The 23,645-nt window shown below is 67.7% G+C and carries 24 protein-coding genes and 1 tRNA gene; 14 read left to right on the forward strand and 11 right to left on the reverse strand.

Annotation, left to right across the window (positions count from 1 at the left end; translation table 11 throughout):
* Positions 1 to 8: 8 nt before the first annotated feature.
* Positions 9 to 968 carry a PhoH family protein gene (locus ACIPRI_RS09285; RefSeq protein WP_446621146.1) on the reverse strand — a complete coding sequence of 320 codons (960 nt, stop codon included), beginning with the start codon at positions 966 to 968 and terminating at the stop codon, positions 9 to 11.
* A gap of 171 nt (positions 969 to 1,139) precedes the next feature.
* Here ACIPRI_RS09285 and ruvA point away from each other — a divergent pair, with 171 nt between their 5' ends.
* Together ruvA and ruvB are read left to right on the forward strand one after the other, a co-directional pair.
* Positions 1,140 to 1,712 carry a Holliday junction branch migration protein RuvA gene (ruvA, locus tag ACIPRI_RS09290; RefSeq protein WP_446621147.1) on the forward strand — a complete coding sequence of 191 codons (573 nt, stop codon included), beginning with the start codon at positions 1,140 to 1,142 and terminating at the stop codon, positions 1,710 to 1,712.
* 19 nt (positions 1,713 to 1,731) lie between these two features.
* Positions 1,732 to 2,793: a Holliday junction branch migration DNA helicase RuvB gene (gene ruvB / locus ACIPRI_RS09295; RefSeq protein WP_446621148.1), complete on the forward strand. Its 1,062-nt coding sequence runs from the start codon at positions 1,732 to 1,734 to the stop codon at positions 2,791 to 2,793.
* On the opposite strand, the gene ACIPRI_RS09300 is transcribed toward ruvB, so the two are convergent.
* Entirely contained in the window at positions 2,760 to 4,553 is a 1,794-nt protein-coding gene (locus ACIPRI_RS09300; protein ID WP_446621149.1) for a lysoplasmalogenase family protein, read from the reverse strand. The genes ruvB and ACIPRI_RS09300 overlap by 34 nt on opposite strands.
* Before the next feature lie 136 nt (positions 4,554 to 4,689).
* Here ACIPRI_RS09300 and ACIPRI_RS09305 point away from each other — a divergent pair, with 136 nt between their 5' ends.
* The 3 genes from ACIPRI_RS09305 (at position 4,690) to ACIPRI_RS09315 (ending at position 6,861) form a co-directional block, all read left to right on the forward strand.
* Positions 4,690 to 5,277: a hypothetical protein gene (locus ACIPRI_RS09305; protein WP_446621150.1), complete on the forward strand. Its 588-nt coding sequence runs from the start codon at positions 4,690 to 4,692 to the stop codon at positions 5,275 to 5,277.
* A gap of 154 nt (positions 5,278 to 5,431) precedes the next feature.
* A complete protein-coding gene (locus ACIPRI_RS09310; protein ID WP_446621151.1) occupies positions 5,432 to 6,436 on the forward strand; it encodes a LysR substrate-binding domain-containing protein in 1,005 nt (334 codons plus the stop codon).
* Between the two features lie 14 nt (positions 6,437 to 6,450).
* Positions 6,451 to 6,861, forward strand: coding sequence for a surface-adhesin E family protein (locus ACIPRI_RS09315; protein WP_446621152.1), 411 nt, complete (start codon positions 6,451 to 6,453; stop codon positions 6,859 to 6,861).
* Positions 6,862 to 6,924: 63 nt separating this feature from the next.
* Here ACIPRI_RS09315 and ACIPRI_RS09320 read toward each other — a convergent pair.
* A tRNA-Met gene (locus ACIPRI_RS09320) sits at positions 6,925 to 7,001 on the reverse strand.
* Positions 7,002 to 7,034: 33 nt separating this feature from the next.
* A complete protein-coding gene (locus ACIPRI_RS09325) occupies positions 7,035 to 8,540 on the reverse strand; it encodes a VWA domain-containing protein (RefSeq protein WP_446621153.1) in 1,506 nt (501 codons plus the stop codon).
* Between the two features lie 137 nt (positions 8,541 to 8,677).
* On the opposite strand from ACIPRI_RS09325, the gene ACIPRI_RS09330 reads away from it, so the two are divergent.
* Positions 8,678 to 9,349, forward strand: coding sequence for a sigma-70 family RNA polymerase sigma factor (locus ACIPRI_RS09330; RefSeq protein ID WP_446621154.1), 672 nt, complete (start codon positions 8,678 to 8,680; stop codon positions 9,347 to 9,349).
* The gene (locus tag ACIPRI_RS09335) at positions 9,346 to 10,389 is read left to right on the forward strand and encodes a hypothetical protein (protein ID WP_446621155.1); all 1,044 of its coding nucleotides are present in this window, start codon (positions 9,346 to 9,348) and stop codon (positions 10,387 to 10,389) included. The genes ACIPRI_RS09330 and ACIPRI_RS09335 overlap by 4 nt, the downstream gene beginning before the upstream one ends.
* Here the strand turns inward: ACIPRI_RS09335 and ACIPRI_RS09340 are convergent.
* Genes ACIPRI_RS09340 through ACIPRI_RS09355 form a run of 4 tightly spaced genes read right to left on the reverse strand, consistent with a single transcriptional unit; the run spans position 10,376 to position 14,890 of the window.
* Positions 10,376 to 11,155 (reverse strand): enoyl-CoA hydratase, encoded by a 780-nt coding sequence (locus tag ACIPRI_RS09340; protein WP_446621156.1) that lies wholly within the window; start codon positions 11,153 to 11,155, stop codon positions 10,376 to 10,378. The two genes, ACIPRI_RS09335 and ACIPRI_RS09340, sit on opposite strands and share 14 nt — an antisense overlap.
* 16 nt (positions 11,156 to 11,171) lie before the next feature.
* Positions 11,172 to 12,977 (reverse strand): M61 family metallopeptidase, encoded by a 1,806-nt coding sequence (locus tag ACIPRI_RS09345; protein ID WP_446621157.1) that lies wholly within the window; start codon positions 12,975 to 12,977, stop codon positions 11,172 to 11,174.
* Positions 12,977 to 13,708, reverse strand: coding sequence for a DsbC family protein (locus ACIPRI_RS09350; RefSeq protein ID WP_446621158.1), 732 nt, complete (start codon positions 13,706 to 13,708; stop codon positions 12,977 to 12,979). The genes ACIPRI_RS09345 and ACIPRI_RS09350 overlap by 1 nt, the downstream gene beginning before the upstream one ends.
* A gap of 30 nt (positions 13,709 to 13,738) precedes the next feature.
* A complete protein-coding gene (locus ACIPRI_RS09355) occupies positions 13,739 to 14,890 on the reverse strand; it encodes an FAD-dependent monooxygenase (RefSeq protein ID WP_446621159.1) in 1,152 nt (383 codons plus the stop codon).
* Between the two features lie 74 nt (positions 14,891 to 14,964).
* On the opposite strand from ACIPRI_RS09355, the gene ACIPRI_RS09360 reads away from it, so the two are divergent.
* The 4 genes from ACIPRI_RS09360 to ACIPRI_RS09375 all read left to right on the forward strand — a co-directional run bounded on the left by ACIPRI_RS09360 (position 14,965) and on the right by ACIPRI_RS09375 (position 18,093).
* On the forward strand, positions 14,965 to 15,852 hold the full coding sequence (locus ACIPRI_RS09360) for an MOSC domain-containing protein (protein ID WP_446621160.1): 888 nt from the start codon (positions 14,965 to 14,967) through the stop codon (positions 15,850 to 15,852).
* Positions 15,853 to 15,913: 61 nt separating this feature from the next.
* Positions 15,914 to 17,005 carry a redox-regulated ATPase YchF gene (ychF, locus tag ACIPRI_RS09365; protein WP_446621161.1) on the forward strand — a complete coding sequence of 364 codons (1,092 nt, stop codon included), beginning with the start codon at positions 15,914 to 15,916 and terminating at the stop codon, positions 17,003 to 17,005.
* 150 nt (positions 17,006 to 17,155) lie between these two features.
* Positions 17,156 to 17,830, forward strand: a complete 675-nt coding sequence (locus tag ACIPRI_RS09370) for a glutathione S-transferase (RefSeq protein WP_446621162.1) — start codon at positions 17,156 to 17,158, stop codon at positions 17,828 to 17,830.
* Positions 17,831 to 17,925: 95 nt separating this feature from the next.
* Positions 17,926 to 18,093: a hypothetical protein gene (locus tag ACIPRI_RS09375; RefSeq protein ID WP_446621163.1), complete on the forward strand. Its 168-nt coding sequence runs from the start codon at positions 17,926 to 17,928 to the stop codon at positions 18,091 to 18,093.
* 138 nt (positions 18,094 to 18,231) lie between these two features.
* Here ACIPRI_RS09375 and ACIPRI_RS09380 read toward each other — a convergent pair whose 3' ends face one another.
* On the reverse strand, positions 18,232 to 18,717 hold the full coding sequence (locus tag ACIPRI_RS09380) for a YqaA family protein (RefSeq protein ID WP_446621164.1): 486 nt from the start codon (positions 18,715 to 18,717) through the stop codon (positions 18,232 to 18,234).
* Between the two features lie 133 nt (positions 18,718 to 18,850).
* Between ACIPRI_RS09380 and dusB the strand changes: the two genes are divergently transcribed.
* From dusB to purH, 3 genes are read left to right on the forward strand one after another with little or no spacing between them, the layout of a single operon-like run.
* The gene (gene dusB, locus ACIPRI_RS09385; protein WP_446621165.1) at positions 18,851 to 19,918 is read left to right on the forward strand and encodes a tRNA dihydrouridine synthase DusB; all 1,068 of its coding nucleotides are present in this window, start codon (positions 18,851 to 18,853) and stop codon (positions 19,916 to 19,918) included.
* A 28-nt stretch (positions 19,919 to 19,946) separates the two neighbouring features.
* Positions 19,947 to 20,183 (forward strand): Fis family transcriptional regulator, encoded by a 237-nt coding sequence (locus ACIPRI_RS09390; protein WP_446621166.1) that lies wholly within the window; start codon positions 19,947 to 19,949, stop codon positions 20,181 to 20,183.
* 7 nt (positions 20,184 to 20,190) lie between these two features.
* Positions 20,191 to 21,789, forward strand: coding sequence for a bifunctional phosphoribosylaminoimidazolecarboxamide formyltransferase/IMP cyclohydrolase (gene purH, locus ACIPRI_RS09395; RefSeq protein WP_446621167.1), 1,599 nt, complete (start codon positions 20,191 to 20,193; stop codon positions 21,787 to 21,789).
* Here the strand turns inward: purH and ACIPRI_RS09400 are convergent.
* On the reverse strand, positions 21,783 to 22,283 hold the full coding sequence (locus ACIPRI_RS09400; RefSeq protein WP_446621168.1) for a hypothetical protein: 501 nt from the start codon (positions 22,281 to 22,283) through the stop codon (positions 21,783 to 21,785). The genes purH and ACIPRI_RS09400 overlap by 7 nt on opposite strands.
* A gap of 55 nt (positions 22,284 to 22,338) precedes the next feature.
* Positions 22,339 to 23,643, reverse strand: a complete 1,305-nt coding sequence (hemL, locus tag ACIPRI_RS09405) for a glutamate-1-semialdehyde 2,1-aminomutase (RefSeq protein WP_446621169.1) — start codon at positions 23,641 to 23,643, stop codon at positions 22,339 to 22,341.
* Positions 23,644 to 23,645 lie beyond the last annotated feature (2 nt).

Here is a 23,645-nt window from a genome sequence, read left to right on the forward strand (position 1 = left end):
GGCAGCCTTCAGTCGGCGGCGGCACGCGCCGCTTCACGCTTGCGGGCGCCGTCGTAGGCATCGACGATCCGCGCCACCAGCGGATGGCGCACCACGTCGCCGCTGTTGAAGTGGGTGATGGCAATGCCGTTGACGCGCTTGAGCACGCGCTCGGCGTCGATCAGGCCGCTCAACTGCGCCTTGGGCAGGTCGATCTGGCTGATGTCGCCGGTCACCACCGCCTTGGCGCCGAAGCCGATGCGGGTGAGGAACATCTTCATCTGTTCGGGCGTGGTGTTCTGCGCTTCGTCCAGGATCACAAAGGCGTTGTTCAGCGTTCGTCCGCGCATGAAGGCCAAGGGCGCGATCTCCAGCGTGTTGCGCTCGAAGGCCTTGACGACACGGTCGAAGCCCATCAGGTCATAGAGCGCGTCGTACAGCGGGCGCAGGTAGGGGTCGACCTTCTGCGTCAGGTCGCCCGGCAGGAAGCCCAGGCGCTCGCCGGCCTCCACCGCCGGGCGCGTCAGCACGATGCGCTGCACCGCGCTGCGCTCCAGGGCATCGACCGCGCAGGCCACTGCCAGGTAGGTCTTGCCGGTACCGGCCGGGCCGATGCCGAAGGTGATGTCGTGGTTGGCGATGTTCTCGAGGTAAACGCTCTGGTTGGGCGTGCGGGCGCGCAGGTCGGCGCGCCGGGTGGCCAGGATGAGGGCGCCGTCCTCGGCTTCTTGCAGCGAGCCTTCGCTGGCCAGCGTCAGCTGCACCACGGCGGCGTCGAGCGGACGCTTGGCAATTTCATAGAGCGCCTGCAGCACCTCCATGGCGCGTTCGGCCTTGGGCTTGGGGCCGTCGACCTTGAACTGCTCGTGGCGGTGCGCGACCTTCACCCCCAGCGCTTCTTCGATGCTCCGCAAGTGGGCATCGAGTGGCCCGCACAGGTGCGACAGGCGGGTGTTGTTGGGCGGGGTGAAGGTGTGACGCAGAATCACGCGATTTCCATTCTCATTAATTTGCAGCCTCCCCATGCAAGACCAGCAGCAGTTCAATCATCGAGGACCTAGGCCAGAAACACCGCGGAGCCGGCTATGCCGGGCCGCTGGTGTTGCCCCCTCGAGGGGGTGCCCGAGCCACACGAAGTGGGCGAGGCTGGGGGAGGGCCAATGATAGGCAAACTGACCGGCCTGCTTGCCGAACGCAACCCGCCGCAGGTGGTGGTGGACTGCAACGGGGTCGGCTACGAGGTCGACGTGCCGATGAGCACCTTCTACAACCTGCCGGCCACCGGCGAGCGCGTGTCGCTTCTGACGCACTTCGTGGTGCGCGAAGATGCGCAGGTCCTGTTCGGCTTCGGCACGGCCGAGGAGCGGGCGGCCTTTCGCCAGCTCATCAAGATTTCCGGCGTGGGGCCGCGCACTGCCCTGGGCCTGCTCTCGGGCATGAGCGTGGGCGAGCTGGCGCAGGCCATCACCTTGCAGGAGGCTGGACGGCTGGTGAAGATTCCGGGCATCGGCAAGAAGACCGCCGAGCGCCTGCTGCTGGAGCTCAAGGGCAAGATCGGCGCCGACATCGGCGCGCCGGTGCACGCCGCCACCGATTCGCAGGCCGACATCCTGCAGGCCCTGGTGGCCCTGGGCTACAGCGACCGCGAGGCCGCTGCCGCGCTGAAAGCCCTGCCCAAGGACGTTGCCGTGGGCGAAGGCATCAAGCTGGCGCTCAAGGCCCTGGCAAAGTAGCGTCTAGACAGGCATCGACATGAGCATCCAGACCGACAATTTCGCCCCCGCACCGCAGCCGCGCGTGGTGTCCGCCGCACCCGCGTCGCCCAACGAGGAGGCGATCGAGCGCGCGCTGCGCCCCAAGCTGCTCGACGAGTACGTGGGCCAGGCCAAGGTGCGCGAGCAGCTCGAGATCTTCATCGGTGCGGCGCGCAAGCGCCAGGAGGCGCTGGACCATGTGCTGCTGTTCGGCCCGCCGGGCCTGGGAAAGACCACGCTGAGCCACATCATCGCCGCCGAACTGGGCGTGAACCTGCGCCAGACCAGCGGCCCGGTGCTGGAAAAGCCCAAGGACCTGGCAGCGCTCTTGACCAACCTCGAGAAGAACGACGTGCTCTTCATCGACGAGATCCATCGGCTGTCGCCAGTGGTCGAGGAAATTCTCTACCCGGCGCTGGAGGACTACCAGATCGACATCATGATCGGCGAAGGTCCGGCGGCGCGCAGCATCAAGCTGGACCTGCAGCCCTTCACTCTGGTGGGCGCTACCACCCGCGCCGGCATGCTCACCAACCCCTTGCGGGATCGCTTCGGCATCGTGGCGCGGCTGGAGTTCTACACGGCCGAAGAGCTGGCGCGCATCGTCAAGCGCAGCGCCGGCCTGCTCAACGTGCCGACCGAAGATGCCGGCGGCTTCGAGATCGCGCGCCGTTCGCGCGGCACGCCGCGCATCGCCAACCGCCTGCTGCGCCGGGTGCGCGACTATGCCGAGGTGAAGGGCGCCGGGCGCATCACCGAAGACATCGCGCACAAGGCGCTGGCCATGCTCGACGTGGACCCGCAGGGCTTCGACCTGATGGACCGCAAGCTCTTGGAGGCGGTGATCCATCGCTTCGACGGCGGCCCGGTGGGGCTGGACAACATCGGTGCCAGCATCGGCGAGGAGTCGGGCACCATCGAGGACGTGATCGAGCCCTACCTGATCCAGCAGGGCTATCTGCAGCGCACGCCGCGCGGGCGCATCGCCACCCTGGCGGCCTACCGCCACCTGGGCGTGGCGCCGCCTCAGCGCGACAACAGCGACTTGTTCGGCGCCTGACCTGCCGCCACGCCTCTGCCACTGGGCGCGTCGGCAACGGCCGGCTTGTCGCTGTAGCGCAGGATGAGCCACTGCGCCAGATAGTAGGTCGCCAGCACCCAGAGCGAGGCCAGCGGCAGCGGCGTGACGAAGCGGTTGGTGGCGAGCAGCGCATCGCTCAGCATGAAGCAGCCGGCACCCAGCGCGACCAGGCGCGAAGACCTGTCGCCCAGCACCGCGGCGCGTCCCAGCGCCTGCGCCGCCATGCAGGCGATGACGAGGACGTAAAGCGCCACCGGTACCCGCAGGCCGGCCGGCAGCCCGCCCCACCAGAGAAATCCGTACATGGCCACGCCGATGCCCAAGGTGCACGCAAGCGCCGTGCGGCGCGGGAAGAAGTCGACGCCCTGCACGAAGAGGGCGATGTAGAAGAGGTGCGCGACGAGAAAACTGGCGAGGCCTGGCACGAAGAATTGCGGCCACATCAGGAACACGTCGCCCGCCAGTGAAGCGGCCAGGCCGGCAAGCAGCAGCAAGCCGAAGCGGCCCGTCGCTGCCGGCGTGCGCCAGCGCCGCGCGGCCAGCGCAATGCCGATCAGAAGGGCCAGCGGTTTGCAGACGAAATGCAGTGGCGCTAGGCTCAGCGCGCCGGAAGCAGTGGCCAGCGCCGCGGCATCGATGAACAGCGCCTCGCCAATCGTCAGGCGCCCCTGCAGCACCGCGCCGGTGGTCCACAAGCCCGTGCTCAGCACCAGCAGCCAGACCAAAGAGGTGGGCAGCGACAGCAGGTCGGCAAACCACAGGTAGGCGGTGGCGCCGCCCAGCAATACCAGGAATTGAAGGCCGGCAAAAAGCTGCGCGGCAGGCGGAGCCTCGGGTTCGTAGCGCCGCAACTTCGCGATGTCGAAGGCAGGCTGTGGGTCAGCGGCCGCCAGGTCGGCCGGCCGCCAACCGGGAGCTTTGAGCCAGACGCGCAGCTTGTCGCTCCAGCACCGCGTGCGCCACGAGTCGCGCGCCAGCGACCAGTAGACCGCCAGGTTGGCCCACAGCGGATCCCAGCTGTCGAGCGGCTTGCGCGTGCCGTAGACACAGCGCTCGTCCTCTTCCTGAAAGCTGCCGAAGAGGCGGTCCCAGATGATCAGCACGCCGCCGTAGTTGCGGTCCACGTAGCGGTCGTTCACCGCATGGTGCACCCGGTGGTTGGAGGGCGAGCAGAACCAGCGGTCGAACCAGCCGAGCTTGCCCACCTGCTCGGTGTGCACCCAGAACTGGTAGAGCAGATCGATGAGGGCCACCACGCCGAACACCAGTGGCGGCACCCCTGCCAGCGCCATCGGCAGGTAGAAGATCCAGTCGAACAGGAAGCCGCTCGAGGTCTGGCGCAGCGCCGTCGACAGGTTGTAGTGCTGGCTCTGGTGGTGCACCACGTGCGCCGCCCACAGTCCGGCGCATTCGTGGCCCATGCGGTGCAGCCAGTAGTAGCAGAAGTCGTAGAACACCAGCGCCAGCAGCCAGCCGTACCAGCTCATCCAGAATTCCTCGGCCGGAAAGAGCGCGAAGGCGGACCAGCAGGCGGCGTAGATGCCGATGCGAACCAGGCCCGTGAGCACCGCGCCGATCTGGCTCAGCATGCCCAGGCCGATGCTGTTGAGCGTGTCGGCCAGCCGGTAGCTGTCCTGCCCGATGCCGCGCCGCGCGCGCAGGCGCCCCACGAAGAACTCAAGTCCGATCAGAAGGAAGAAGACCGGGGTTGCAAGTACGATGATCTGGCCAGGGCGCATATCGAAGGATTGTCCGGCGCGCCAATGGGGTGTCACAACGCGGTCGCATCATGGTTTGCCCGATGCGCCGCGCCCCTCGTGCAAAGGGCGTGCAGTGCTTCGTTGTTAGACTTTTGTACGACAAGACAGGCATCGCATGACGTTCAAAGGTTTTCGCATCACCGGCCCGAAGCGGGGCGCCTATGTACTGGGCGACCCCATCGACGTGTACGACGGCAAGCTGCATCTGGGCCGGCTGGATCAGGTCAGCGTCAGCGCCAACGGCAGCGAGTTGCGGCTCGAGGACTTCATCACCACCGATCTGGAAGTGCTGCGCACCCGGCGCCTGGCGCGCCTGATCATGGTGGAGATACTCAGCTTCATCGTGGAGCGCTATCCCTCGGTCAGCGCCATCGGCATCGTGCTGAGCGCTGACATCGACCTGATCGAAGGCGTCCCGGGCGGTTCGGCAAAGCTCGCCAGCGTGCGCGAGCAATTGCTGCAGAGCGTGGGCGCCGACAGCATCCGCATCACGCCCAAGCCGCATCCGCGGCACCCCGCCCACTTCGCGGTGAGCGGCATCTGGCAATACAACCGCGAGACCGCGCAAATCCTGGCGGATGGGCTTCGGCACGAGCGCGCCGCCTATGCCCAGCGGCTTGAGGCATTGACTGCGGCTTCGGGCGCGCAAGAGGCCAATGCGCCGCGCTCGGTGCTGAGCCGCCTGCTGACCAAGGATCGCTGAAGTGCGCGGCCGCCAGGCGGCTCTGAGCCCCCAGGGCCGGACCAGCCGGCCCGCCCCCCGCGGGGGATCAAGCAAAGTGGCAGAGCCACATTTGCTTGAGGTCAAAATGCGAGGCCGCCGGCGTCACCCTTGCCGCCGCCCGGCATCCAGCCTCATGAACCTCTTTGTCTCGCTCAAGTACCTGGTGGCCCTGGACGACCACCGCCATTTCGGCCGGGCCGCCCTGGCCTGCAGCGTCACGCAGCCGGCGCTGTCCAATGCCATCCGGGCGCTGGAGGCGAGCTTCGGCATCTCCATCGTCAAGCGCGGGCGCAACTTCGCCGGCTTCACGGTGGAGGGCGAACGCATCCTCGCCAGTGGCCGCAAAATCCTGCGCGAGTACGAGCTGCTGCAGCAGGACCTGCGCAGCAGCAAGGACGCGCCCACCGGCAACCTGCTGATCGGTGCGGTGCCCACCGCGATGCCCATCGCGGCACGCTTCGTCGCCATGCTGCAGGACCGCCATCCGGGCATCACGCCGACCTTGCGCTCGCTCAGCTCGATCGAGTTGGAGTCGGGCCTGGAGAGCTTGTCGCTGGACATGGGCCTGGGCTACACCGAGCGCATGGACAACAGCCAGTCGCAGGTGCGGGTGATTCCGCAATACATCGAGCATTACTTTCTCCTGCGCAAGTCCGAAAAAAGCGCAAGCGCCACGGCAGAGGGGCCGCGTTTTGGCCCCGCCATCACCTGGCGCGAGGCGGCTGCATTGCCGCTGTGCCTGCTGAGCGCCGAGATGCACAACCGCACCATCATCGACCGCGCCTTTGCGAAGGCCGGCGTGCATCCCAAGCCGGTGATCGAGACCAATTCCATCTCCACCCTGGCGCTGAGCGTGCGCGCCGGCCGCGTTTCCAGCATCATGCCCGGCGCGCTGGTGGACGACGTGCACGGCTTGCTCGACATCGAGGCGTTGCCGCTGGTGGAGCCGAGCATCGAGGTGCCGATCGCCTTCATGGTGCACGACACCAACCGGCCCTCGCGCACGCTGGAAGCGGCGCTGGCCTTTGCCGAAGATCCGGCCTGGGTGAAGGAAGTGGCCGGCCACGCCGGCGCCTTGGCGCAGGACGACGGAGGCCGGCCGCGTGGCGGCGCTGAGCGCGGCGATACTCGACCCTGAAAGGAAGAGGATTGATGAAGAAGAAGTCGCTGATCCCGCTGCTCGCGCTGGCCGCGTGCATCGCCACCACCACTGCGCATGCCGCATGGAAGGTTGTCGCCCCGCTTGAAGCCAACGACGGCAAGTGGGCGCTCTATGTGGATGACGAAGACGTTCAAAAGGACGGCCAACGCGTTCGCCTCTGGACCTTGTACGACCTGCCGACCGCGCAATTGACCATCAAGGACAAGGAGATCCGGTCCATCCGCGACCGGATCGAGCTGCGCTGCGAGAAATCCACCTACGCCTCGATGGGTTCGAACTACAGCGACGGGCCCATGGGGACGGGCCAGGTTGTCTTGTCCCTCGGCGCAAATCCCGAGGAAGACCTTCTTCCGAACACGCCGCTGGCGGCCATCGCAAAAAAGGCGTGCCCCGCGCGCTGAGCGCGCAAGGCCGGAAAAATGAAAAACGCCTTGCAAGTCATTGACCTGCAAGGCGTCTTGTTTTGGTGGCTCTTCACGGACTCGAACCGCGGACCTGTGGATTATGATTCCATCGCTCTAACCAACTGAGCTAAAGAGCCGAGCCCAAAATTATAACCGGTTCTTGGCGGCCGTCATCCAGCCCGTGGCAGTTTGGCCAATTCTTCGCCGACCAGCCGCACGATCAGGCGGTCCAGCGTGTCCACCGAATAGTTGTTCACCTCGTGCACCGTCTCGCGCCCCGGCCCGCTGGCCGGATCGGCGCCATCGCGGTAGGTGAGGAAGACGAAGCGCCCGCCGGTGTACTGCGCGATCTGGCGCTGAACGTATTCCCCTTGCGTGTCCAGCCCGCTGGCGCCCACGCTGAAGACCTTGATGCCCTTGCCCAGCGCGGCCAGCATGTCCTCGTCGTACTGCGGGCCGCCGTAGTCCAGGTGCGGGGGCGCGTCGGCCAGCAGCACCACCAGCCGGGTGGCGCCGTTGCCGCGCCAGCTGATGCGATGCACCGCGTCGTGCAGCGCCTCGTTCAGGGCTTCCGGATAGTCGCCGCCGCCGGCCGCCTGCAGTGCGTTCAGTACCGACTGAAAGCCCGCCAGGTCGTTGCTGAGGTCGTGCCGGCGCACCAGAAAGGCGTCGCCCTGGTCGCGATAGGCCACCAGGCCGAAGCAGGTGTCAGGACGGCTGGGCAGGGCGGCGACCTCGCGGGCGATGCTGTGCAGGGTGGCCTTGAGCTTGCCGATCTCGTCGCCCATGGAGCCGGTGGCGTCCACCAGGAACACCAGGTCCAGCCGCGCGCGCGCGGGCGTCGGGCTGGCATCCAGCGTCAGGTCCAGCGCGCTCTTCTGGCCGCGGCGCAGGTAGCCGCGGGCCTGCCGGCCGTCCTTGCGCACCGCCACTTCGTAGATCGAACTTGCGCTGGGATCGAAGGCCCGCGGATGCACCCAGACGCGGCCGCCGGCGTCGGTGCGGGCCCACATGGCGGCGCCGCTGGCTGCGCGCAATGCGACTTCGGCATCCGGCACGACCTCGCCGGCAGTGCTGCGAATCTGAAGCAGGTAGCGCTCACTGACGTCGCGCTCGCGATAGACCAAGCCGGCATTGCGCTGGCGAAACTGCAGGTAGCTTGCGAAGTCCGCGTTGTCGTCGACCATGCCTGCCGTCACCACGGCCTGCGAGCGCTGCGGGCGCTGGCGCTGCGCCGGTTGCGGGGCGATCCGGGGCGCGGGCGCTTCGGCGGCAGCGACGGCGCCGGCATCGGAAGCCGGGCCGGCGGGCGGCGCGGCGGGCATCGGCACCGATTCCTCGATGCGCGCCTCGTCGCGCAGGACGGGGCGCTTGCCGGTCGCGCCTGCGCCGGCGCGTTCATTGAACTGTGCGTCCATGCGGCCAGGCAGTTCCACCGTCTGCACCGGGCGCGCGCAGTGGCTGGCCGACGGGGCCTGGAAGTTCGGCCTGCTTTGCGGCAACGGCGGCTGAACCGCGGGTGCCGGCCAGCTCACCGGCTCGGGCGCGGGCGCCGGCCAGCGCGCGCTGTCCGTTGCCGGCGCGGCGCTGCAGCCGCTCGCCAGCAGCGGCAAGCACAGCAGCGCGGCCAGCAGGCGGTGCGGGCGGGCAAGAAGGGTTCCTTGAAGAGGGGGCATGGTCGTGGCTCCGGGTTATGGATGCCCTCTGATACGGTCGAGCCGGGGTCGGCGGGGTTAGCATGCGGCCGATTTTTTGGCCCCTGTTAACCCCGAACGGCACCATGCGCCGTAGAACGTGAGGTGAAAATCTGCCGATGCTCGAACCCGACGCCGCCATTGCCGCATTGCACGAAGCCCTGCCGGACGACCAGCTGATGCTCGCCTATGCCGACGGCGACAGCGCCGCCTTCGACGTGCTCTACCGCCGCCATGAAGCCGCGCTGTACCGTTTCGTGCGGCGGCTGCTGGGCGCGCGCCTGGCGGCCGAAGTGGACGAGGTGTTCCAGGAAGCGTGGTTTCGCATCATCTCGGCGCGCGAGAGCTTCTCGCCGCAGGGCGCTACCTGGCGCACCTGGGCCTTCACCATCGCGCACAACCTGGCCATGGACCGGCTGCGCATCAGTGGGCGCGAGGTGGCCTTCCACGCCCATGACGAGGATGGCGACCGCATTGAGGCCCCCCGCCTGTTCCGCCACCGGCTGAATGCCGGCGGCGATGGCGGCCTGAACGATGCCGCGGCGCCCTCGGCCGAAGAGGTGGCCTTCTGGCGCGCCGCCGGCCGCCGCCTGCTGGCTTGTCTGGACGAACTGCCGCACGAGCAGCGCGCCGCCTTCCTGCTGCACAACGCGGAAGGCTTCAGCGTCGAGGCCATGGCCCAGACGCTGGCGATCAACTTCGAAACCGTGCGCAGCCGGCTGCGCTACGGCTTGAAGAAGCTGCGTGTTTGCATGGAGCGTTATCTGCAAGTACTGGAGCAGCGCGCATGAGTCTTGAAGACAAGGACGCCGACCTGCTGGCGCCGGGCGAGCCCGACGAGCCATTGCACGACGAGGCGATGCGCAAGGCGTTGGCGCAGGCGCCTGATCGCGCCGTCCTGCCTGACTGGCGCGTCCGCCAGGCTATCCTGGACCACGCGCATGACGCCGTCTCGGCCTCCGAAGAACTGCTGGCCGCCAGCCGCGAGCGCGCGCCGTGGTGGCGTCCGGCCTGGTGGCGCGACAAGCTGGGTGCGCCGCGCGCCATGCCCTGGAACGCCGCCTTCGCCACCGTGCTGCTGGGCGTGATGGTGACTGTGATGTGGCAGCGCGAGCCGGTGCCCGGTGCACGCCTGGACGAGCAGCCCGCGGCGGCGCCGCCAACGGCATCGGTGGAACAGCAGGCACCGACGGTGAAGGAGGAGGCGCGTGCGCCCGAAGCGCCGGCGCCCCGCGCCCCGGTTCCTGTTGAAGTGCCGAGATCAGCACCGGAACCTGCACCTGCGCCGACGCCGGCGCCTGCCACCGTGGCACCGCCGCCACCACCGGACGTGGCGGCGCCACCTGCTGCGCCAGCACCCGCCGCCTCCGACGCCCTGGCCCCGCGCGAACGATCGGCGCCCGCCGCGCCGCAGGCCGCTCCGTCCACCGAATCCAACCGCGCCGCCGCTGCCACCGGCGCGCGCCCCGCCCCGGCGCCCGACTTCGGAGCGCTCAGCCGCTGGACCGAACTGCGCTTGGCCAACGTGGCCGGCGAAGTGCGCACGGTGTCGCGCGCCGACGCCGGCGAACTGAGCCAGCTGTTGAGTTCTGCGGCCATCGTGGCAGCGGGTGGGCCACCGTTGCGCGCGCTGCCCGAATGGCGGGTGGCGCTGGAACGCAAGGGCGAGGTGCTGGCGGTGCTGGAAGTGGGGCGCAGCCAGGTGCGCTGGACCGAAGGCAAGGCGCCGCCGGTGACCGGTACGCCGTCGCCCGAAGCGCTGGAGGCCCTGCGCGCCGCATTGCGCCAGGCCGTGAGGGCCAAGGCGCCGGCGCGGGCTACTGGTTCTTGAACTCGGGCTGGCGCTTGTTCAGGAAGGCGTCCATGCCTTCCTTCTGGTCGACCGTGGCGAACAGCGCGTGGAAGAGGCGGCGCTCGAACATCACGCCGTCCGACAGGCCCGATTCGAAGGCGCGATTCACCGATTCCTTGGCCGCCATCACCGCGATCTGCGACATGCCGGCAATGACGAGGGCGGCGCCAAGCGCTTCCTCGGCCAGCTTCTCGTAAGGCACCACGCGGCTCACCAGGCCGGCGCGCTCGGCTTCCTGTGCATCCATCATTCGGCCGGTGAGCACCATGTCCATGGCCTTGCTCTTGCCCACCGCGCGCGGCAGGCGCTGCGTGCCGCCGGCGCCGGGGATCACGCCGATCTTGATTTCCGGCTGGCCGAAGCGCGCGTTGTCGGCGGCGATGATGAAGTCGCACATCATCGCCAGCTCGCAGCCGCCGCCCAGGGCGAAGCCGCTCACCGCCGCGATCACCGGCTTGCGGATGGTTCGGATGGTTTCCCAGTTGCGGGTGATGAAGTCGCCCTTGTAGGCATCGAGAAAGCTGTACTTGGCCATGGCCGAGATGTCGGCGCCGGCGGCAAAGGCGCGTTCGCTGCCGGTGACGATGATGCAGCCAATGGCCTCGTCGGCATCAAAGGCCTTCAATGCCTGGCCCAGTTCGGTCATGAGCGTGTCGTTCAGCGCGTTGAGCGCCTTCGGGCGGTTGAGCGTGACGATGCCGACCTTGCCGGCCTCGATGCGGGTTTCGATGGTCTCGTAGTTCATGGGGTTCTCCTCGAAGTTAGGCGGCTGCAAGCCAGTTCGACAGCTTGGCCGCATCGTGCGCGACCAGGCGCCAGGTGGTGGCGCCGCTGGGCACGGCGAGCGGCAGGCGCAAGAGCTTGCGGTCGCGCGCCACCAGCGCCGTCATTTTCTTCTGCGCGCCCAGGTACAGCGCCAGGTCATCCAGCTTGCCGATGCGCCAGGCCTGCGCCGGTTGCGAGCGGGTGGCCGCCAGCTCGATGCCCAGCCATTCATCGTTGGCCACCAGGCCGGCCTTCTCGGCGGCGCCGCCACGCAGCACCACCTTGATCTGCACGCTGCCGCTGCTCTCGGCGACGCGCAAGCCCAGTTCCTGCGCGCGCTGGGCCGGGTCGTCCAGCACCGCCACGCCGCGGCCGCGCAGCAGCTCGGCCAGCGGCAACTCGTCGGTGCCGTGCACCCAGCGCGCCAGCTCGACGGCGTAGCTGCGGCCGCCCACGGCTTGCAGTGCGCCGGCGATGTCGGCTTCGCTGATCGGACCGCCGTTGCCGCTGGTCTTCCACAGCTGGCGCATCACGTCGTCCAGGCTGCCCTTGCCTTCGGCGCGCAGGGTGAGGTCGAAGCACAGCGCCACCAGCGCGCCCTTGGTGTAGTAGCTCACCGTGCCGTTGGGGGTCTGCTCGTCCTGCCGGTAGTACTTGACCCAGGCGTCGAAGCTGGCCTGCGCCACCGACTGCACCTGCCGGCCCGGCGTCTGCATCACCTGGTTGATGGTCTTGTTGACCAGGCGCAGGTAGGTGGCGTCGTCGATGCGGCCGGCGCGGCGCAGCAGCAGGTCGTCGTAGTAGCTGGTGAAGCCCTCGAAGAACCACAGGAGTTCGGTGTAGTTCTCGCGGCCGTAGTCGTAGCTGGCGAACTCGGCCGGCCGCAGGCGCTTGACGTTCCAGGTGTGGAAGTATTCGTGGCTGATCAGCCCGAGCAGGGTGGTGTAGCCCTCGGCCTGGCGTGCGCTGCCGTGGCGCGGCAGGTCGCGCCGGGCGCAGATGAGGGCCGTGCTGCGCCGATGCTCCAGCCCGCCGTAGCCGTCGTCGACCGCGTTGAGCATGAACACGTAACGCTCGTGCGGGGGCTTGGGCCCGCCGCGCTTGCCCACCTTGTCGCCGTGCCAGAAGCGCATCTGCGTCTCGCAGATGGCGCGCGTGTCGGCGATGAGCCGGTCGCCGTCGAAGGAGGCCGCCGCGCCCGCCACCGCGAAGCGGTGCGGCACGCCGCAGACCTCGAAGTCGACGCTCCAGAAGGCGCCCATCTCGACCGGGCTGTCGGCCAGCTCGTCGTAGTCGGCGGCCAGGTAGCGGCCAAAGCCCTGCTTGTCGATGCCGGCAGGCGCAAGCGAGGTGGCGCAGGCCCAGCGCGCCCGGCCGGCCTTGGCCGGTGGCGCCAGCACTTCCAGGCCGTGCGCCTCGCCGGTCTGGCCTTCCACCCGCAGGCACAGGCTGGTGGCATTGAAGAAGCCGCGGTCATCGTCCAGCCAGGCGGTGCGCACCGAGTTGTCGTAGGCGCAGACCTGGTAGCTGAGCATGAGCGGCTTGCCGACGGCGCAATCGATCTGCCAGCTGGCCTTGTCCAGCTGCGTCACGGCCAGCGTGCGCCGGCCTTGCCTGGCTTGCAGGCCCTGCAGATTCTTGGCGAATTCGCGCACCAGGTAGCTGCCTGGAATCCAGACCGGCAGCGACACGCGCTGGCCGGCAGTGGGCGCATCGATGGCGAGCGTGACCTCGAACAGGTGGGCGTGGCGGTCGGCGCAAGCGACCCGATAGCGGATGCGCGGGGCTGGCGTGCCGGCCATCACTTGGCGGCAGCGGCGAGTTGCTTTTCGACCTGCGCGGCCGGCACCGCGCCCGGCGTGCGGGTGCCGTCGCTGAAGATCAGGGTGGGCGTGCCGGTGATGTTGTGCTTGCGGCCGAAGGCGGTGTTGCGCTCCAGCGCGGCGGTGTCGCAGCTGGCAGCGGCATCCGTCGGCTTGACGTCATTGACCATCCAGTCGCTCCAGGTCTTGGCCTTGTCCTTGCTGCACCAGATATTGCGCGACTTGACCTTCGAGTCAGGCCCCAGCACCGGATAGAGGAACAGGTAGACCGTCACGTTGTCCACGCTGCGCAGCTCCTTCTCGAACTGCTTGCAGTAGCCGCAGTTCGGGTCCTCGAAGACGGCCAGCTTGCGCTTGCCGTTGCCGCGCACGATCTTGAAGGCGTCCTGCAGCGGCAGCTTGTCGAAGGCCACTTCGTTGAGCTTGTCGACACGCTCCTGGGTCAGGTTGCGCCTGGCCTTCACATCGATCATTTCGCCTTGCAGCAGGTAGTCTCCCTGCTCATCGACATAGAAGATCTCGGCGCCATTGACCCGCACTTCATAAAGGCCGGCGATCGGTGTCTTGCGCACTTCCTCGATCTGGACGATCTGCGGAAAGCGGGCCCCCAGGTTCTTGCGGATCTCGGCCTCGCCGGCTGTGGCAGTGACGGTTGCGGCAAGGGCGGCAGCGCAGGCGAGGGCGGCAGCCAGCAGGCGAATGGATTTCATGGAAGATCGACTTGAGAGAAGGACGGAAGTTCAGTGCACGTCGCGCGAAGCCGGGCGTTCAAGGCCCATGGCCTGGCGCGCGACCCAGCTCTTGAGCAGGCCCACGCGGTCGAAGCCGCGCATGCCCCAGTTGCGCAGCCGCGGCAGCGGATCGGTGCTGTGGGCAAAGAGCTGCTGCAGCCCATCGGTGGCCAGGCTCATGGCCAGCACCTCGGCGCGGCGTGAGCGCTCGTAGCGGCGCAGCAGGCGCATGTCGCCGACGCCGCGCCAGTGTTCGCGGGTGCCGATCACCGATGCCAGCGCCTGCGCATCCGCCAGGCCCAGGTTGAGGCCTTGGCCGGCCAGCGGATGCACGGTGTGGGCGGCATCGCCAGCCAGCGCCCAGTTGTTGCCATCGGGCAACTGGCCGGTCCAGCGGTCGGCGATGGCGCGCTGCAGCGGCCAGGCGGCGCGTTCGCCCACGGGCGTGAGCGCGCCCAGCGCATCGTGGCAGGCCTCGCGCACCGAGGCGGCAAATTCGTCGGGCCCCTGGGCCAGCAGCCGCGGCGCGTGCGCCTGGTCGACCGACCACACCAGCGCCACCGCGTGGCCACCGGGGCCGCCCAGCGGCAGCAGGGCCAGCACTTCGCCGCAGTCGTTGAACCACTGGCGGGCAATCTCGTCGTGCGGGCGCTCGGCCTCGAAGCGGGCGGCAATCGCATGCTGCGGGTAGCGGGTGAGCTCGTAGCGCACGCGAAGCTGTTCGCGCGTGGCGCTGGCCTTGCCTTCGCACACCACCGTGAGCGGTGCGGCCACCGGCTCGGTCACCACCTCGATCAGGGGCGAGAAGCGCACCGCGTCGATCAGGCGCTGCTCCAGCGCGGGCACGTCGACGATCCAGGCCAGCGCCTCCACCTTCTGCTGCGGCGCGCTGAAATGCACGCGGCCCTCGTCGTCGCCATGCACCAGCATTTCGCGCACGGCGGTGGCGTGGGCGGCGTCGGGCCAGGCGCGCAGCGATTCGAGCAACTGGCGCGAGGCAAGGTTGAGCGCATAGGCGCGGATGTCTTCGCGTGCCCTGGCCGCCGCATCGACGGCCGGCGCCACCAGCGCCACCCGCACGCGGGCGCCGGCCAGCAGCAGCGCCAAAGTGCGGCCGACGATGCCTGCGCCACGGATGCAAACCTGGGGGGGAAGAGCCATCGGGGCATTGTAGGGAGTTGCCGCGCGGCCATTTCAATACGAGACAATCGTCTCCCCCTTGCCCCGGACGCCTTGTGAACCCCTCTGAATTCGACCTGCAGGCCCGCATCTCGCGGCTCTTTGTCTACCCGATCAAGTCCTGCGCGGGCGTCGAGCTGCAGGAGAGCCTCTTGATCGAGACCGGCCTCGAGTTCGATCGCGCCTGGATGGTGGTGGACGAGGAGGGCGAGTTCCTCAGCCAGCGCGAGCTGCCGCGCATGGCCCTCATCCAGCCGACCCTGAAGCACAGCGAGATGGTGTTGCGCGCACCCGGCATGCTGGCGCTGCACATCGCCTTCGACCGGGTCGAGGGCCCGGTGCGGGCGCGCGTGTGGGATGACGAGGTGGCGGCCTACGACATGGGCGACATCGCGGCCCAGTGGTTCAGCGACTTCCTGACCGAGCCTGGAAAGCCGGCGCGTAAGCTGCGCCTGGTGCGCTTCGATCCGGAGCACAAGCGCCCGTCCAAGCGCAAATGGACCGGCGAGGTGGAGGCCCTCAACCAGTTCGCCGACGCCTTCCCGCTCTTGGTGATCAGCGAAGCATCGCTGGCCGAGTTCAACGAAAAGTTGGCTGCGGCGGGTCACGCCGCGGTGGGCATGGCGCGTTTCAGGCCCAACATCGTGCTCGCGGGCATCGAAGCGCATGACGAGGACCGGGTCGACGAATTGCATGTCGACACCGGCGAAGGCGCCCCGGTGCGGCTGCGCCCGGTCAAGCCCTGTTCGCGCTGTTCCATCCCCGACGTGGACCCGGCCACCGCCGCGAGCAGTCCCGAGGTGGGCGACATGCTGCGCAGCTACCGGGCCGATCCGCGGCTGGATGGCGCCATCACCTTCGGCATGAACCTGATCGTGCTGGACGGCATCGAGCAGGCCCTGCGGGTCGGGCAGCCGGTAGGGGCCAATCTGCGCTTTGAATGAGCGGGCGGGGGCGGGCGCCTAAAATCACCGGTTCTCCCCAATCTCCCTGAAAGTCACCGCCATGAGTCTCCAGTGCGGCATCGTCGGCTTGCCGAACGTCGGCAAGTCCACCCTTTTCAACGCTCTGACCAAGGCCGGCATCGCGGCGGAAAACTATCCCTTCTGCACCATCGAGCCGAACGTCGGCGTGGTGGAAGTGCCCGATCCGCGCCTGGCGCAGCTGTCCGAGATCGTCAAGCCCGAGCGCGTGGTGCCGGCCATCGTCGAGTTCGTCGACATTGCCGGCCTGGTGGCGGGCGCCAGCACGGGCGAAGGCCTGGGCAACAAGTTCCTGGCCCACATCCGCGAGACCGACGCCACGGTGAACGTGGTGCGCTGCTTCGACGACGACAACGTGGTGCACGTGGCCGGCAAGGTCGATCCGATCTCCGACATCGAGGTGATCCAGACCGAACTGTGCCTGGCCGACCTGGCCACGGTCGAGAAGGCGCTGGCCCGCCACAGCAAGGTGGCGCGCTCGGGTGACAAGGACGCGCAAAAACTGGTGGGCCTGCTGGAGCGCTGCCAGAAGGCGCTGAACGAGAACATCCCGGTGCGCGCGCTCGCGTTCACCAAGGAAGAGCAGCCGCTGGTGAAATCCTTCACCCTCATCACCGCCAAGCCCGCGATGTTCGTCGGCAACGTGTCGGAGGACGGCTTCGAGAACAACCCCTACCTGGACCGCCTGCGCGAGTACGCCGCCAAGCAGAACGCGCCGGTGGTGGCGATCTGCGCCAAGATCGAGGCCGAGCTGGCCGACATGGACGAGGACGACAAGAAGATGTTCCTGGCCGAGATCGGCCAGGAGGAGCCGGGCCTGGACCGCCTGATCCGCGCCGCTTACTCGCTGCTGGGCCTGCAGACCTACTTCACCGCCGGCGTGAAGGAAGTGCGCGCCTGGACCATCCACATCGGCGACACCGGCCCGCAGGCGGCCGGCGTGATCCACACCGATTTCGAGAAGGGCTACATCCGCGCCCAGACCATTTCCTTCGACGACTTCATCGCCCACAAGGGCGAGCAGGGCGCCAAGGACGCGGGCAAGATGCGCGCCGAAGGCAAGGACTACGTCGTCAAGGATGGCGACGTGATGAACTTCCTGTTCAGTTCCTGACCGTTCGTCGCCGATGCGTGCGGCCGGCGCAGCGCTGGCTGTATTTCGTCGCATCGGGATGTCCGATGGGCCAGTGAATCCAGTAAAAAGCGTGGCCTGCCGCGGCCGACTTCGGCCGACGGCAATCCGATCCACCACAACGCCAACACCATGATCACTGTCCACCACCTCAACAACTCCCGCTCGCAGCGCGTGCTGTGGCTGCTCGAAGAACTGGGCCAGCCCTACGAGATCAGGAGCTATGAGCGCGACCCGGTCACCATGCTGGCGCCGGCGTCGCTCAAGGCGGTGCATCCGCTGGGCAAGTCGCCGGTGGTGGTGACCGAGGACGGGCTGACCTTGGCCGAATCGGGCGCCATCCTGGAGACGCTGACCGAGCGCTACGGCAATGGCCGCCTGGCGCCGGCGGCCGGCTCGCCCGACGCCGTGCGCTACCGCTACTGGCTGCACTACGCCGAAGGCTCGGCAATGCCGCCGCTTCTGCTCAAGCTGATGTTCGACCGCATCGAGAAGGCCAAGATGCCTTTCTTCGCCAAGCCGATCGCCAAGGGCATCGCCCAGAAAGCGAAGGACGCCTTCATCGGGCCGCAGCTCAAGACGCACCTGGACTTCATGGAAGGCGAGCTGGGCAAGGGCGAGTGGTTTGCCGGCGATGCCTTCACTGCCGCCGACATCCAGATGAGCTTTGCCGTGGAAGCGGCGCGCGCGCGCGGTGGGCTGGACGCCAGTCGGCCGCGCCTGATGGCCTACCTGGAGCGCATCCATGCGCGGCCGGCCTACCTGAAGGCGGTGGAGCGCGGTGGCCCTTACAGCCTCTTGAAGTGAGCGCGGGCGCGCGAACAGCGACAATCGGGGGGTGGCTCCATCCTGGAGCCTCTTTCATTCCTCATCACCCATTCCACTGAATCAGGAGCATCCACATGGGCAACAAGATCGTTACCGAAGCCGACCGCAAAGCCACCAAGCCGCCGAAGCCGGTGCCCGGCATGACGCTGACTCGCATGGGCACCGGCCAGCGCCGCAGCCTGGAGCGCGGCCCCGCCACGCGCAGCAAGAAGAACGCCGGCAAGCGCGCTCACCAGGGTTGAAGAACAAGCCCACCCCCAGCCTTGCCCACAACGCGCGAGCTTCTGCACCCCCTCGAGGGGGCAACACCAGCGGCCCGGCAAAGCCGGTTCCGCGGTGTTTCTGGCTTCGGGGTCTGGGCTCTTCCCTGTTCCTGATCTTCAGGAGCCGAAGCCCAGCTTGGGCCAGATGTAGATCAAGCTCACCGTCATCGTGACGTAGCGCGCGAACTTGCCGATGGCCATGTAGAACACGCAGGGCCAGAAGGACAGCCGCAGCCAGCCGGCCACCGCGCACAGCGGATCGCCGAAGATCGGCAGCCAGGCCAACAGACAGGCCTTGGGCCCGAGGCGCTCCAGCCAATTGAGCACACGCAGGTGATGCTTGGAGTGCGAATACTTGTCCGCCACCTGATGGGCCGCATAGCCCATCCACCAATCCACCGCACCCCCCAGCGTGTTGCCCGCCGTGGCGACGAAGACCGCGGGCCAGAACATGCCCGGATTGAGTTGCAGCAGGCCGAACAGCGCAGGTTCCGACCCCATCGGCAACAACGTGGCGGAAACAAAAGCAACGATGAATAGCGACGACAACCCATATTCGGGCAGCGCAAGAAGCGCGAGCAGGGAGTCGTACCAATGTTCCATGTAGCGGCGCAGTATAAGAAGCGCCCGCATCATGCCGGTTCGTCAGCAGTGCAAATCGTTTCATCCGACGGTCGGCCGCATCGCTACAATCGTGCCTCATTTTTCAGCAGCCGATTTTGCGCCGCACCACTTCATGACCCTGCAGATCGGCAACATTCCGCTGGAAAACCGCCTGTTCGTCGCGCCCATGGCCGGCGTGACCGACCGGCCCTTCCGCACCCTGTGCCGGCAGCTGGGCGCAGGCTATGCGGTCAGCGAGATGGTCACTTCGCGCAAGGAACTGTGGAACTCGCTGAAGACCTCGCGCCGCGCCGACCACGCGGGCGAGCCCGGCCCGATTTCGGTGCAGATCGCCGGCACCGACGCCGCCATGATGGCCGAGGCCGCGCACTACAACATCGAGCGCGGCGCCCAGATCATCGACATCAACATGGGCTGCCCGGCCAAGAAGGTCTGCAACAAATGGGCCGGCTCGGCGCTGATGCGCGACGAGCCGCTGGCCCTGGAAATCGCGCAAGCCGTGGTGGCTGCCGCGGCGCCGCACGGCGTGCCGGTCACGCTCAAGATGCGCACCGGCTGGAGCGATGAGCAGCGCAACGCGGTGGCGCTGGCGCAGCGCTTCGAGGCCGCCGGCGTGCAGATGCTCACCGTGCACGGCCGCACCCGCGAGCAAGGCTACAAGGGCGAGGCCGAGTACGACACCATCGCCGCCGTCAAGGCCGCGGTGAATATTCCGGTGGTGGCCAATGGCGACATCACCAGCCCGGAAAAAGCACGCGAGGTGCTGGCTGCCACCGGCGCCGACGCCATCATGATCGGCCGCGCCGCCCAAGGCCGGCCCTGGATCTTCAGAGAGATCGAGCACTTCCTTGCGACTGGCACGCATCGCGCGCCGCCGCTGGTGGCCGAGGTCAAGCGCCTCCTGCTGGATCATCTGGAGGAACACTACGCCCTTTACGGCGACTACAGCGGCGTGCGCACGGCCCGCAAGCACATCGGCTGGTACGTGCGCGGCTTGCCCGGGGGCGAAGCGTTTCGCGGCGACATGAACCGCATCGAGGATTGCGACCACCAGTTGAAGGCGGTCGCCGAGTTCTTCGACGGCCTGGCCGCGCAGCACGACCGCATGCCCATCGCGGTTGCAAAGGCAACGATCGACAGCGAATTGGAAGAAGAAGCGGCGGCCTGCAGGGCTGCCTGAAAATAAATCAAGGCTAGACGAGAAGAGCATGAGCAAGAAGCAAATCGAGGACTGCGTACGCAGCAGTCTGGAAAGCTATTTCCGCGACCTCCGCGGCACTGAACCCGATGGCATGTACGACATGCTGGTGAGCGTGGTCGAAAAACCGCTGCTCGACGTGGTGATGACGCGCGCTGAAGGCAATCAATCCAAGGCGGCCCAATGGCTGGGCCTGAACCGCAACACCTTGCGCAAAAAGCTGGTCGAACACAAGCTCCTCAAATAAGCACACCATGGCACTCACCGCACTCATTTCCGTCTCCGACAAGACCGGCATCCTCGAATTTGCGCAAGGCCTGCATGGGCTGGGCGTGAAGCTTCTTTCCACCGGCGGCACCGCCAAGCTGTTGCTGGACGCCGGTCTGCCGGTGACCGAAGTGGCCCAGCACACCGGCTTTCCCGAGATGCTGGACGGCCGCGTGAAGACGCTGCATCCCAAGATCCACGGCGGCTTGCTGGCGCGGCGCGATGTGCCGGCCCACATGGCGGCGCTGAAGGAGCACGGCATCGACACCATCGATCTGCTGGTGGTCAATCTCTATCCCTTCGAGGCCACCGTGGCCAAGGCGGGCTGCACCTTGGAAGACGCGATCGAGAATATCGACATCGGCGGCCCCGCCATGGTGCGCAGCGCCGCCAAGAACTGGAAGGACGTGGGCGTGCTGACCGACGCCGCGCAGTACCCGATCGCGCTGACCGAGCTCGCGGCCGATGGCAAGTTGAGCGACAAGACCCGCTTCGCGCTGTCGGTGGCGGCGTTCAACCGCATTGCCGACTACGACGGCGCGATCAGCGACTACCTCTCGGCCATCGACTTCGACGCCAGCGCCGGCCAGGCCGCGCCGCAGCGCGCCTTGTTCCCGGCGCAGAGCAATGGCCGCTTCGTCAAGCTGCAAGACTTGCGCTACGGCGAGAACCCGCACCAGCAGGCCGCCTTCTACCGCGACCTGTACCCGGCGCCCGGCTCGCTGGTGACGGCCCGGCAGCTGCAGGGCAAGGAGCTCTCCTACAACAACATCGCCGATGCCGATGCGGCCTGGGAATGCGTCAAGGGCTTTGACGTGCCGGCCTGCGTGATCGTCAAGCACGCCAATCCCTGCGGCGTGGCCGTGGGTGCCGATTGCTTCGAAGCCTATTCGAAGGCGTTCAAGACCGACCCTACCTCGGCCTTCGGCGGCATCATCGCCTTCAACCGTCCGATGGACCTGGCAGCGGCCCAGGCCGTGAGCAAGCAGTTCGTCGAGGTGCTGATGGCGCCCGGCTACACGGCCGAGGCGCTCGACGTGTTCAAGAGCAAGGTCAACGTGCGCATCCTGGAGATCGGTTTGCCCAAGGGCGGCAAGACCGATTGGGAGAATGGCCGCAATGCGATGGACGTCAAGCGCATCGGCTCCGGCCTTCTGATGCAGACGGCCGACAACCGCGAGCTGTCGCTGGCCGAGCTGAAGGTGGTCAGCAAGAAGCAGCCGACGCAAGAGCAGCTGCAGGACCTGCTGTTTGCCTGGAAGGTGGCCAAGTACGTCAAGAGCAATGCCATCGTCTTCTGCGCCGGCGGCATGACCCTGGGCGTGGGTGCGGGCCAGATGAGCCGGCTCGATTCGGCGCGCATTGCCAGCATCAAGGCCGAGCACGCCGGGTTGTCGCTCAAGGGCACGGCGGTTGCGAGCGATGCCTTCTTCCCCTTCCGCGACGGCCTGGACGTGGTGGTCGATGCCGGTGCCACCTGCGTCATCCAGCCGGGTGGCTCGATGCGCGATCAGGAGGTGATCGACGCCGCCGACGAGCGCGGCGTGGCCATGGTCTTCTCAGGCGTGCGCCATTTCCGTCACTGATCGGCCGACGGGGCCGGCGCGCCGAAGCGCGCCTTCAGCTGGAAGCTGATGGCGCCGTGCAGCCGGTCCTTGTAGGGCGGGATGAAGCCAATGTTCAGGCCCCAGTGCCGCCACTCGATGGCGGCGGTGGGGATGACGGCCGGGAACCAGTCGCCGCCACGGTAGTTGGGGTAGCCGTCGAAGACGCCCAGCGCCGCGCCGAACTTCACGCCCTGCCATTCGAAGGGCATGAAGTACGCGCCGATGTAGTTGGAACGCTCGCGGTCGCTGTTGCGAAAGGCGCCGGCGGTGAAGGACCACTGCGCGTTGATCGGCCACTCGATGCCCAGGCCCGGGTTGGCGTCCTCCAGGTTCTTGTCCCGATCGAAGTGATAGGAATAGAAGCCGGGATTGATCCAGATCTGCGACAGCGCGCTCGCCTCTTGCGCAAGGCTTGTGCCGGGCGATGCCGCCAGGGCCAGCAGCAGCCACGGCGCCCTGCGTCGCCAACTCATCGGACTACCTTCGCCCTGCGGGCTGCGGTATTCGCCTTGGGAGCGGCCCTGCGGCTCATGCCGCGTTGCTGCTGCGCAGGTGCCTGAAGACCGCCGAGGCCGCCTCCAGCGTCGTGCCGATGTCGGCCTCGCTGTGCGCGGCACTGACGAAGCCTGCCTCGTACAAGGCCGGCGCAATGTAGACGCCGCGCGCCAGCAACCCATGGAACAGGCTGTTGAAGCGTGCGCCATCGCTCTTCATCACGCTCGGGTAGTCCTGCGGCAGTGCGTCGAGCAAGAAGAAGCCGAACATGCCGCCTTCGCTGTCGGCACTGAAGGGCACGCTCTCGGCCTTCGCTGCCGCCTTCAAGCCATCGACCAGCGCGCGCGTCTTCGCGGCCAGCGCCTCGTAGAAGCCGGGCTTGGCGATCTCGCGCAAGGTGGCCAGGCCGCAGGCGGTGGCCACCGGGTTGCCCGACAGGGTGCCTGCCTGGTAGACCGGGCCCTGCGGCGCCAGCTGCTCCATGATGGCGCGCGGCCCGCCGAAAGCCGCCAGCGGCATGCCGCCGCCGATGACCTTACCCAGCACCGTGAGGTCGGGTTTGACGCCCAGCACGCCCTGCGCGCCCTGCAGGCCGACCCGAAAGCCGGTCATCACCTCGTCGAAGATCAAGAGCGCGCCGTGCTGCGTGCACAGCTCGCGGCAGCGCTTGGCAAACGCCGGCGTGGCGCGCACGAAGTTCATGTTGCCGGCAATCGCCTCGATCATCAGGCAGGCGATCTCGCTGCCTTGCGTGGCAAAGGCCTCTTCCAGTTGCGCCAGGTCGTTGTAGCGCAGCACCAGCGTGTGCTGCACCACCTCGGGCGGCACGCCAGCCGAGGTCGGGTTCCCGAAGGTGGCCAGGCCCGAGCCGGCCTTCACCAGCAGGGCGTCGGCATGGCCGTGGTAGCAGCCTTCGAACTTGATGATGGTCTTGCGGCCGGTGGCGCCGCGCGCCAGGCGAAGCGCGCTCATGGCCGCTTCGGTGCCGGAGCTGACCAGCCGCACCATCTCCATCGAGGGCATGAGCGCAAGGATGGCCTCGGCCAACTCGATCTCGCGCTCGGTCGGTGCGCCGAAGGAAAAACCTTCGCTGACCGCGCGCTGCACCGCGTCCACCACCGCCGGGTGGCCGTGGCCCAGGATCATCGGGCCCCAGGAGCCGATGTAGTCGATGAATCGCTGGCCGGCCGCGTCCCACATGTAGGCGCCTTGCGCCTTCTGAATGAAGCGCGGCGTGCCGCCCACGGCCTTGAAGGCGCGCACGGGCGAGTTCACGCCGCCGGGGATCACCGCGCGGGCGCGGTCGAAAAGAATGTCGTTGCGGTCTTGCGTAGTCATCG

This window comes from Variovorax sp. LARHSF232 (genome assembly GCF_052871435.1).

Coding starts and splice junctions, on each gene's coding strand:
- ACIPRI_RS09330 (WP_446621154.1), top strand. CDS start 8,678: ATGCTCGAACCCGACGCCGCCATTGCCGCATTGCACGAAGCCCTGCCG.
- ACIPRI_RS09375 (WP_446621163.1), top strand. CDS start 17,926: ATGGGCAACAAGATCGTTACCGAAGCCGACCGCAAAGCCACCAAGCCG.
- ACIPRI_RS09310 (WP_446621151.1), top strand. CDS start 5,432: ATGAACCTCTTTGTCTCGCTCAAGTACCTGGTGGCCCTGGACGACCAC.
- ACIPRI_RS09345 (WP_446621157.1), bottom strand. CDS start 12,977: ATGGCCGGCACGCCAGCCCCGCGCATCCGCTATCGGGTCGCTTGCGCC.
- ACIPRI_RS09300 (WP_446621149.1), bottom strand. CDS start 4,553: ATGCGCCCTGGCCAGATCATCGTACTTGCAACCCCGGTCTTCTTCCTT.
- hemL (WP_446621169.1), bottom strand. CDS start 23,643: ATGACTACGCAAGACCGCAACGACATTCTTTTCGACCGCGCCCGCGCG.
- ACIPRI_RS09355 (WP_446621159.1), bottom strand. CDS start 14,890: ATGGCTCTTCCCCCCCAGGTTTGCATCCGTGGCGCAGGCATCGTCGGC.
- ACIPRI_RS09325 (WP_446621153.1), bottom strand. CDS start 8,540: ATGCCCCCTCTTCAAGGAACCCTTCTTGCCCGCCCGCACCGCCTGCTG.
- ACIPRI_RS09390 (WP_446621166.1), top strand. CDS start 19,947: ATGAGCAAGAAGCAAATCGAGGACTGCGTACGCAGCAGTCTGGAAAGC.
- ACIPRI_RS09350 (WP_446621158.1), bottom strand. CDS start 13,708: ATGAAATCCATTCGCCTGCTGGCTGCCGCCCTCGCCTGCGCTGCCGCC.
- ACIPRI_RS09340 (WP_446621156.1), bottom strand. CDS start 11,155: ATGAACTACGAGACCATCGAAACCCGCATCGAGGCCGGCAAGGTCGGC.
- dusB (WP_446621165.1), top strand. CDS start 18,851: ATGACCCTGCAGATCGGCAACATTCCGCTGGAAAACCGCCTGTTCGTC.
- ACIPRI_RS09315 (WP_446621152.1), top strand. CDS start 6,451: ATGAAGAAGAAGTCGCTGATCCCGCTGCTCGCGCTGGCCGCGTGCATC.
- ruvB (WP_446621148.1), top strand. CDS start 1,732: ATGAGCATCCAGACCGACAATTTCGCCCCCGCACCGCAGCCGCGCGTG.
- purH (WP_446621167.1), top strand. CDS start 20,191: ATGGCACTCACCGCACTCATTTCCGTCTCCGACAAGACCGGCATCCTC.
- ACIPRI_RS09380 (WP_446621164.1), bottom strand. CDS start 18,717: ATGGAACATTGGTACGACTCCCTGCTCGCGCTTCTTGCGCTGCCCGAA.
- ruvA (WP_446621147.1), top strand. CDS start 1,140: ATGATAGGCAAACTGACCGGCCTGCTTGCCGAACGCAACCCGCCGCAG.
- ychF (WP_446621161.1), top strand. CDS start 15,914: ATGAGTCTCCAGTGCGGCATCGTCGGCTTGCCGAACGTCGGCAAGTCC.
- ACIPRI_RS09305 (WP_446621150.1), top strand. CDS start 4,690: ATGACGTTCAAAGGTTTTCGCATCACCGGCCCGAAGCGGGGCGCCTAT.
- ACIPRI_RS09370 (WP_446621162.1), top strand. CDS start 17,156: ATGATCACTGTCCACCACCTCAACAACTCCCGCTCGCAGCGCGTGCTG.
- ACIPRI_RS09400 (WP_446621168.1), bottom strand. CDS start 22,283: ATGAGTTGGCGACGCAGGGCGCCGTGGCTGCTGCTGGCCCTGGCGGCA.
- ACIPRI_RS09335 (WP_446621155.1), top strand. CDS start 9,346: ATGAGTCTTGAAGACAAGGACGCCGACCTGCTGGCGCCGGGCGAGCCC.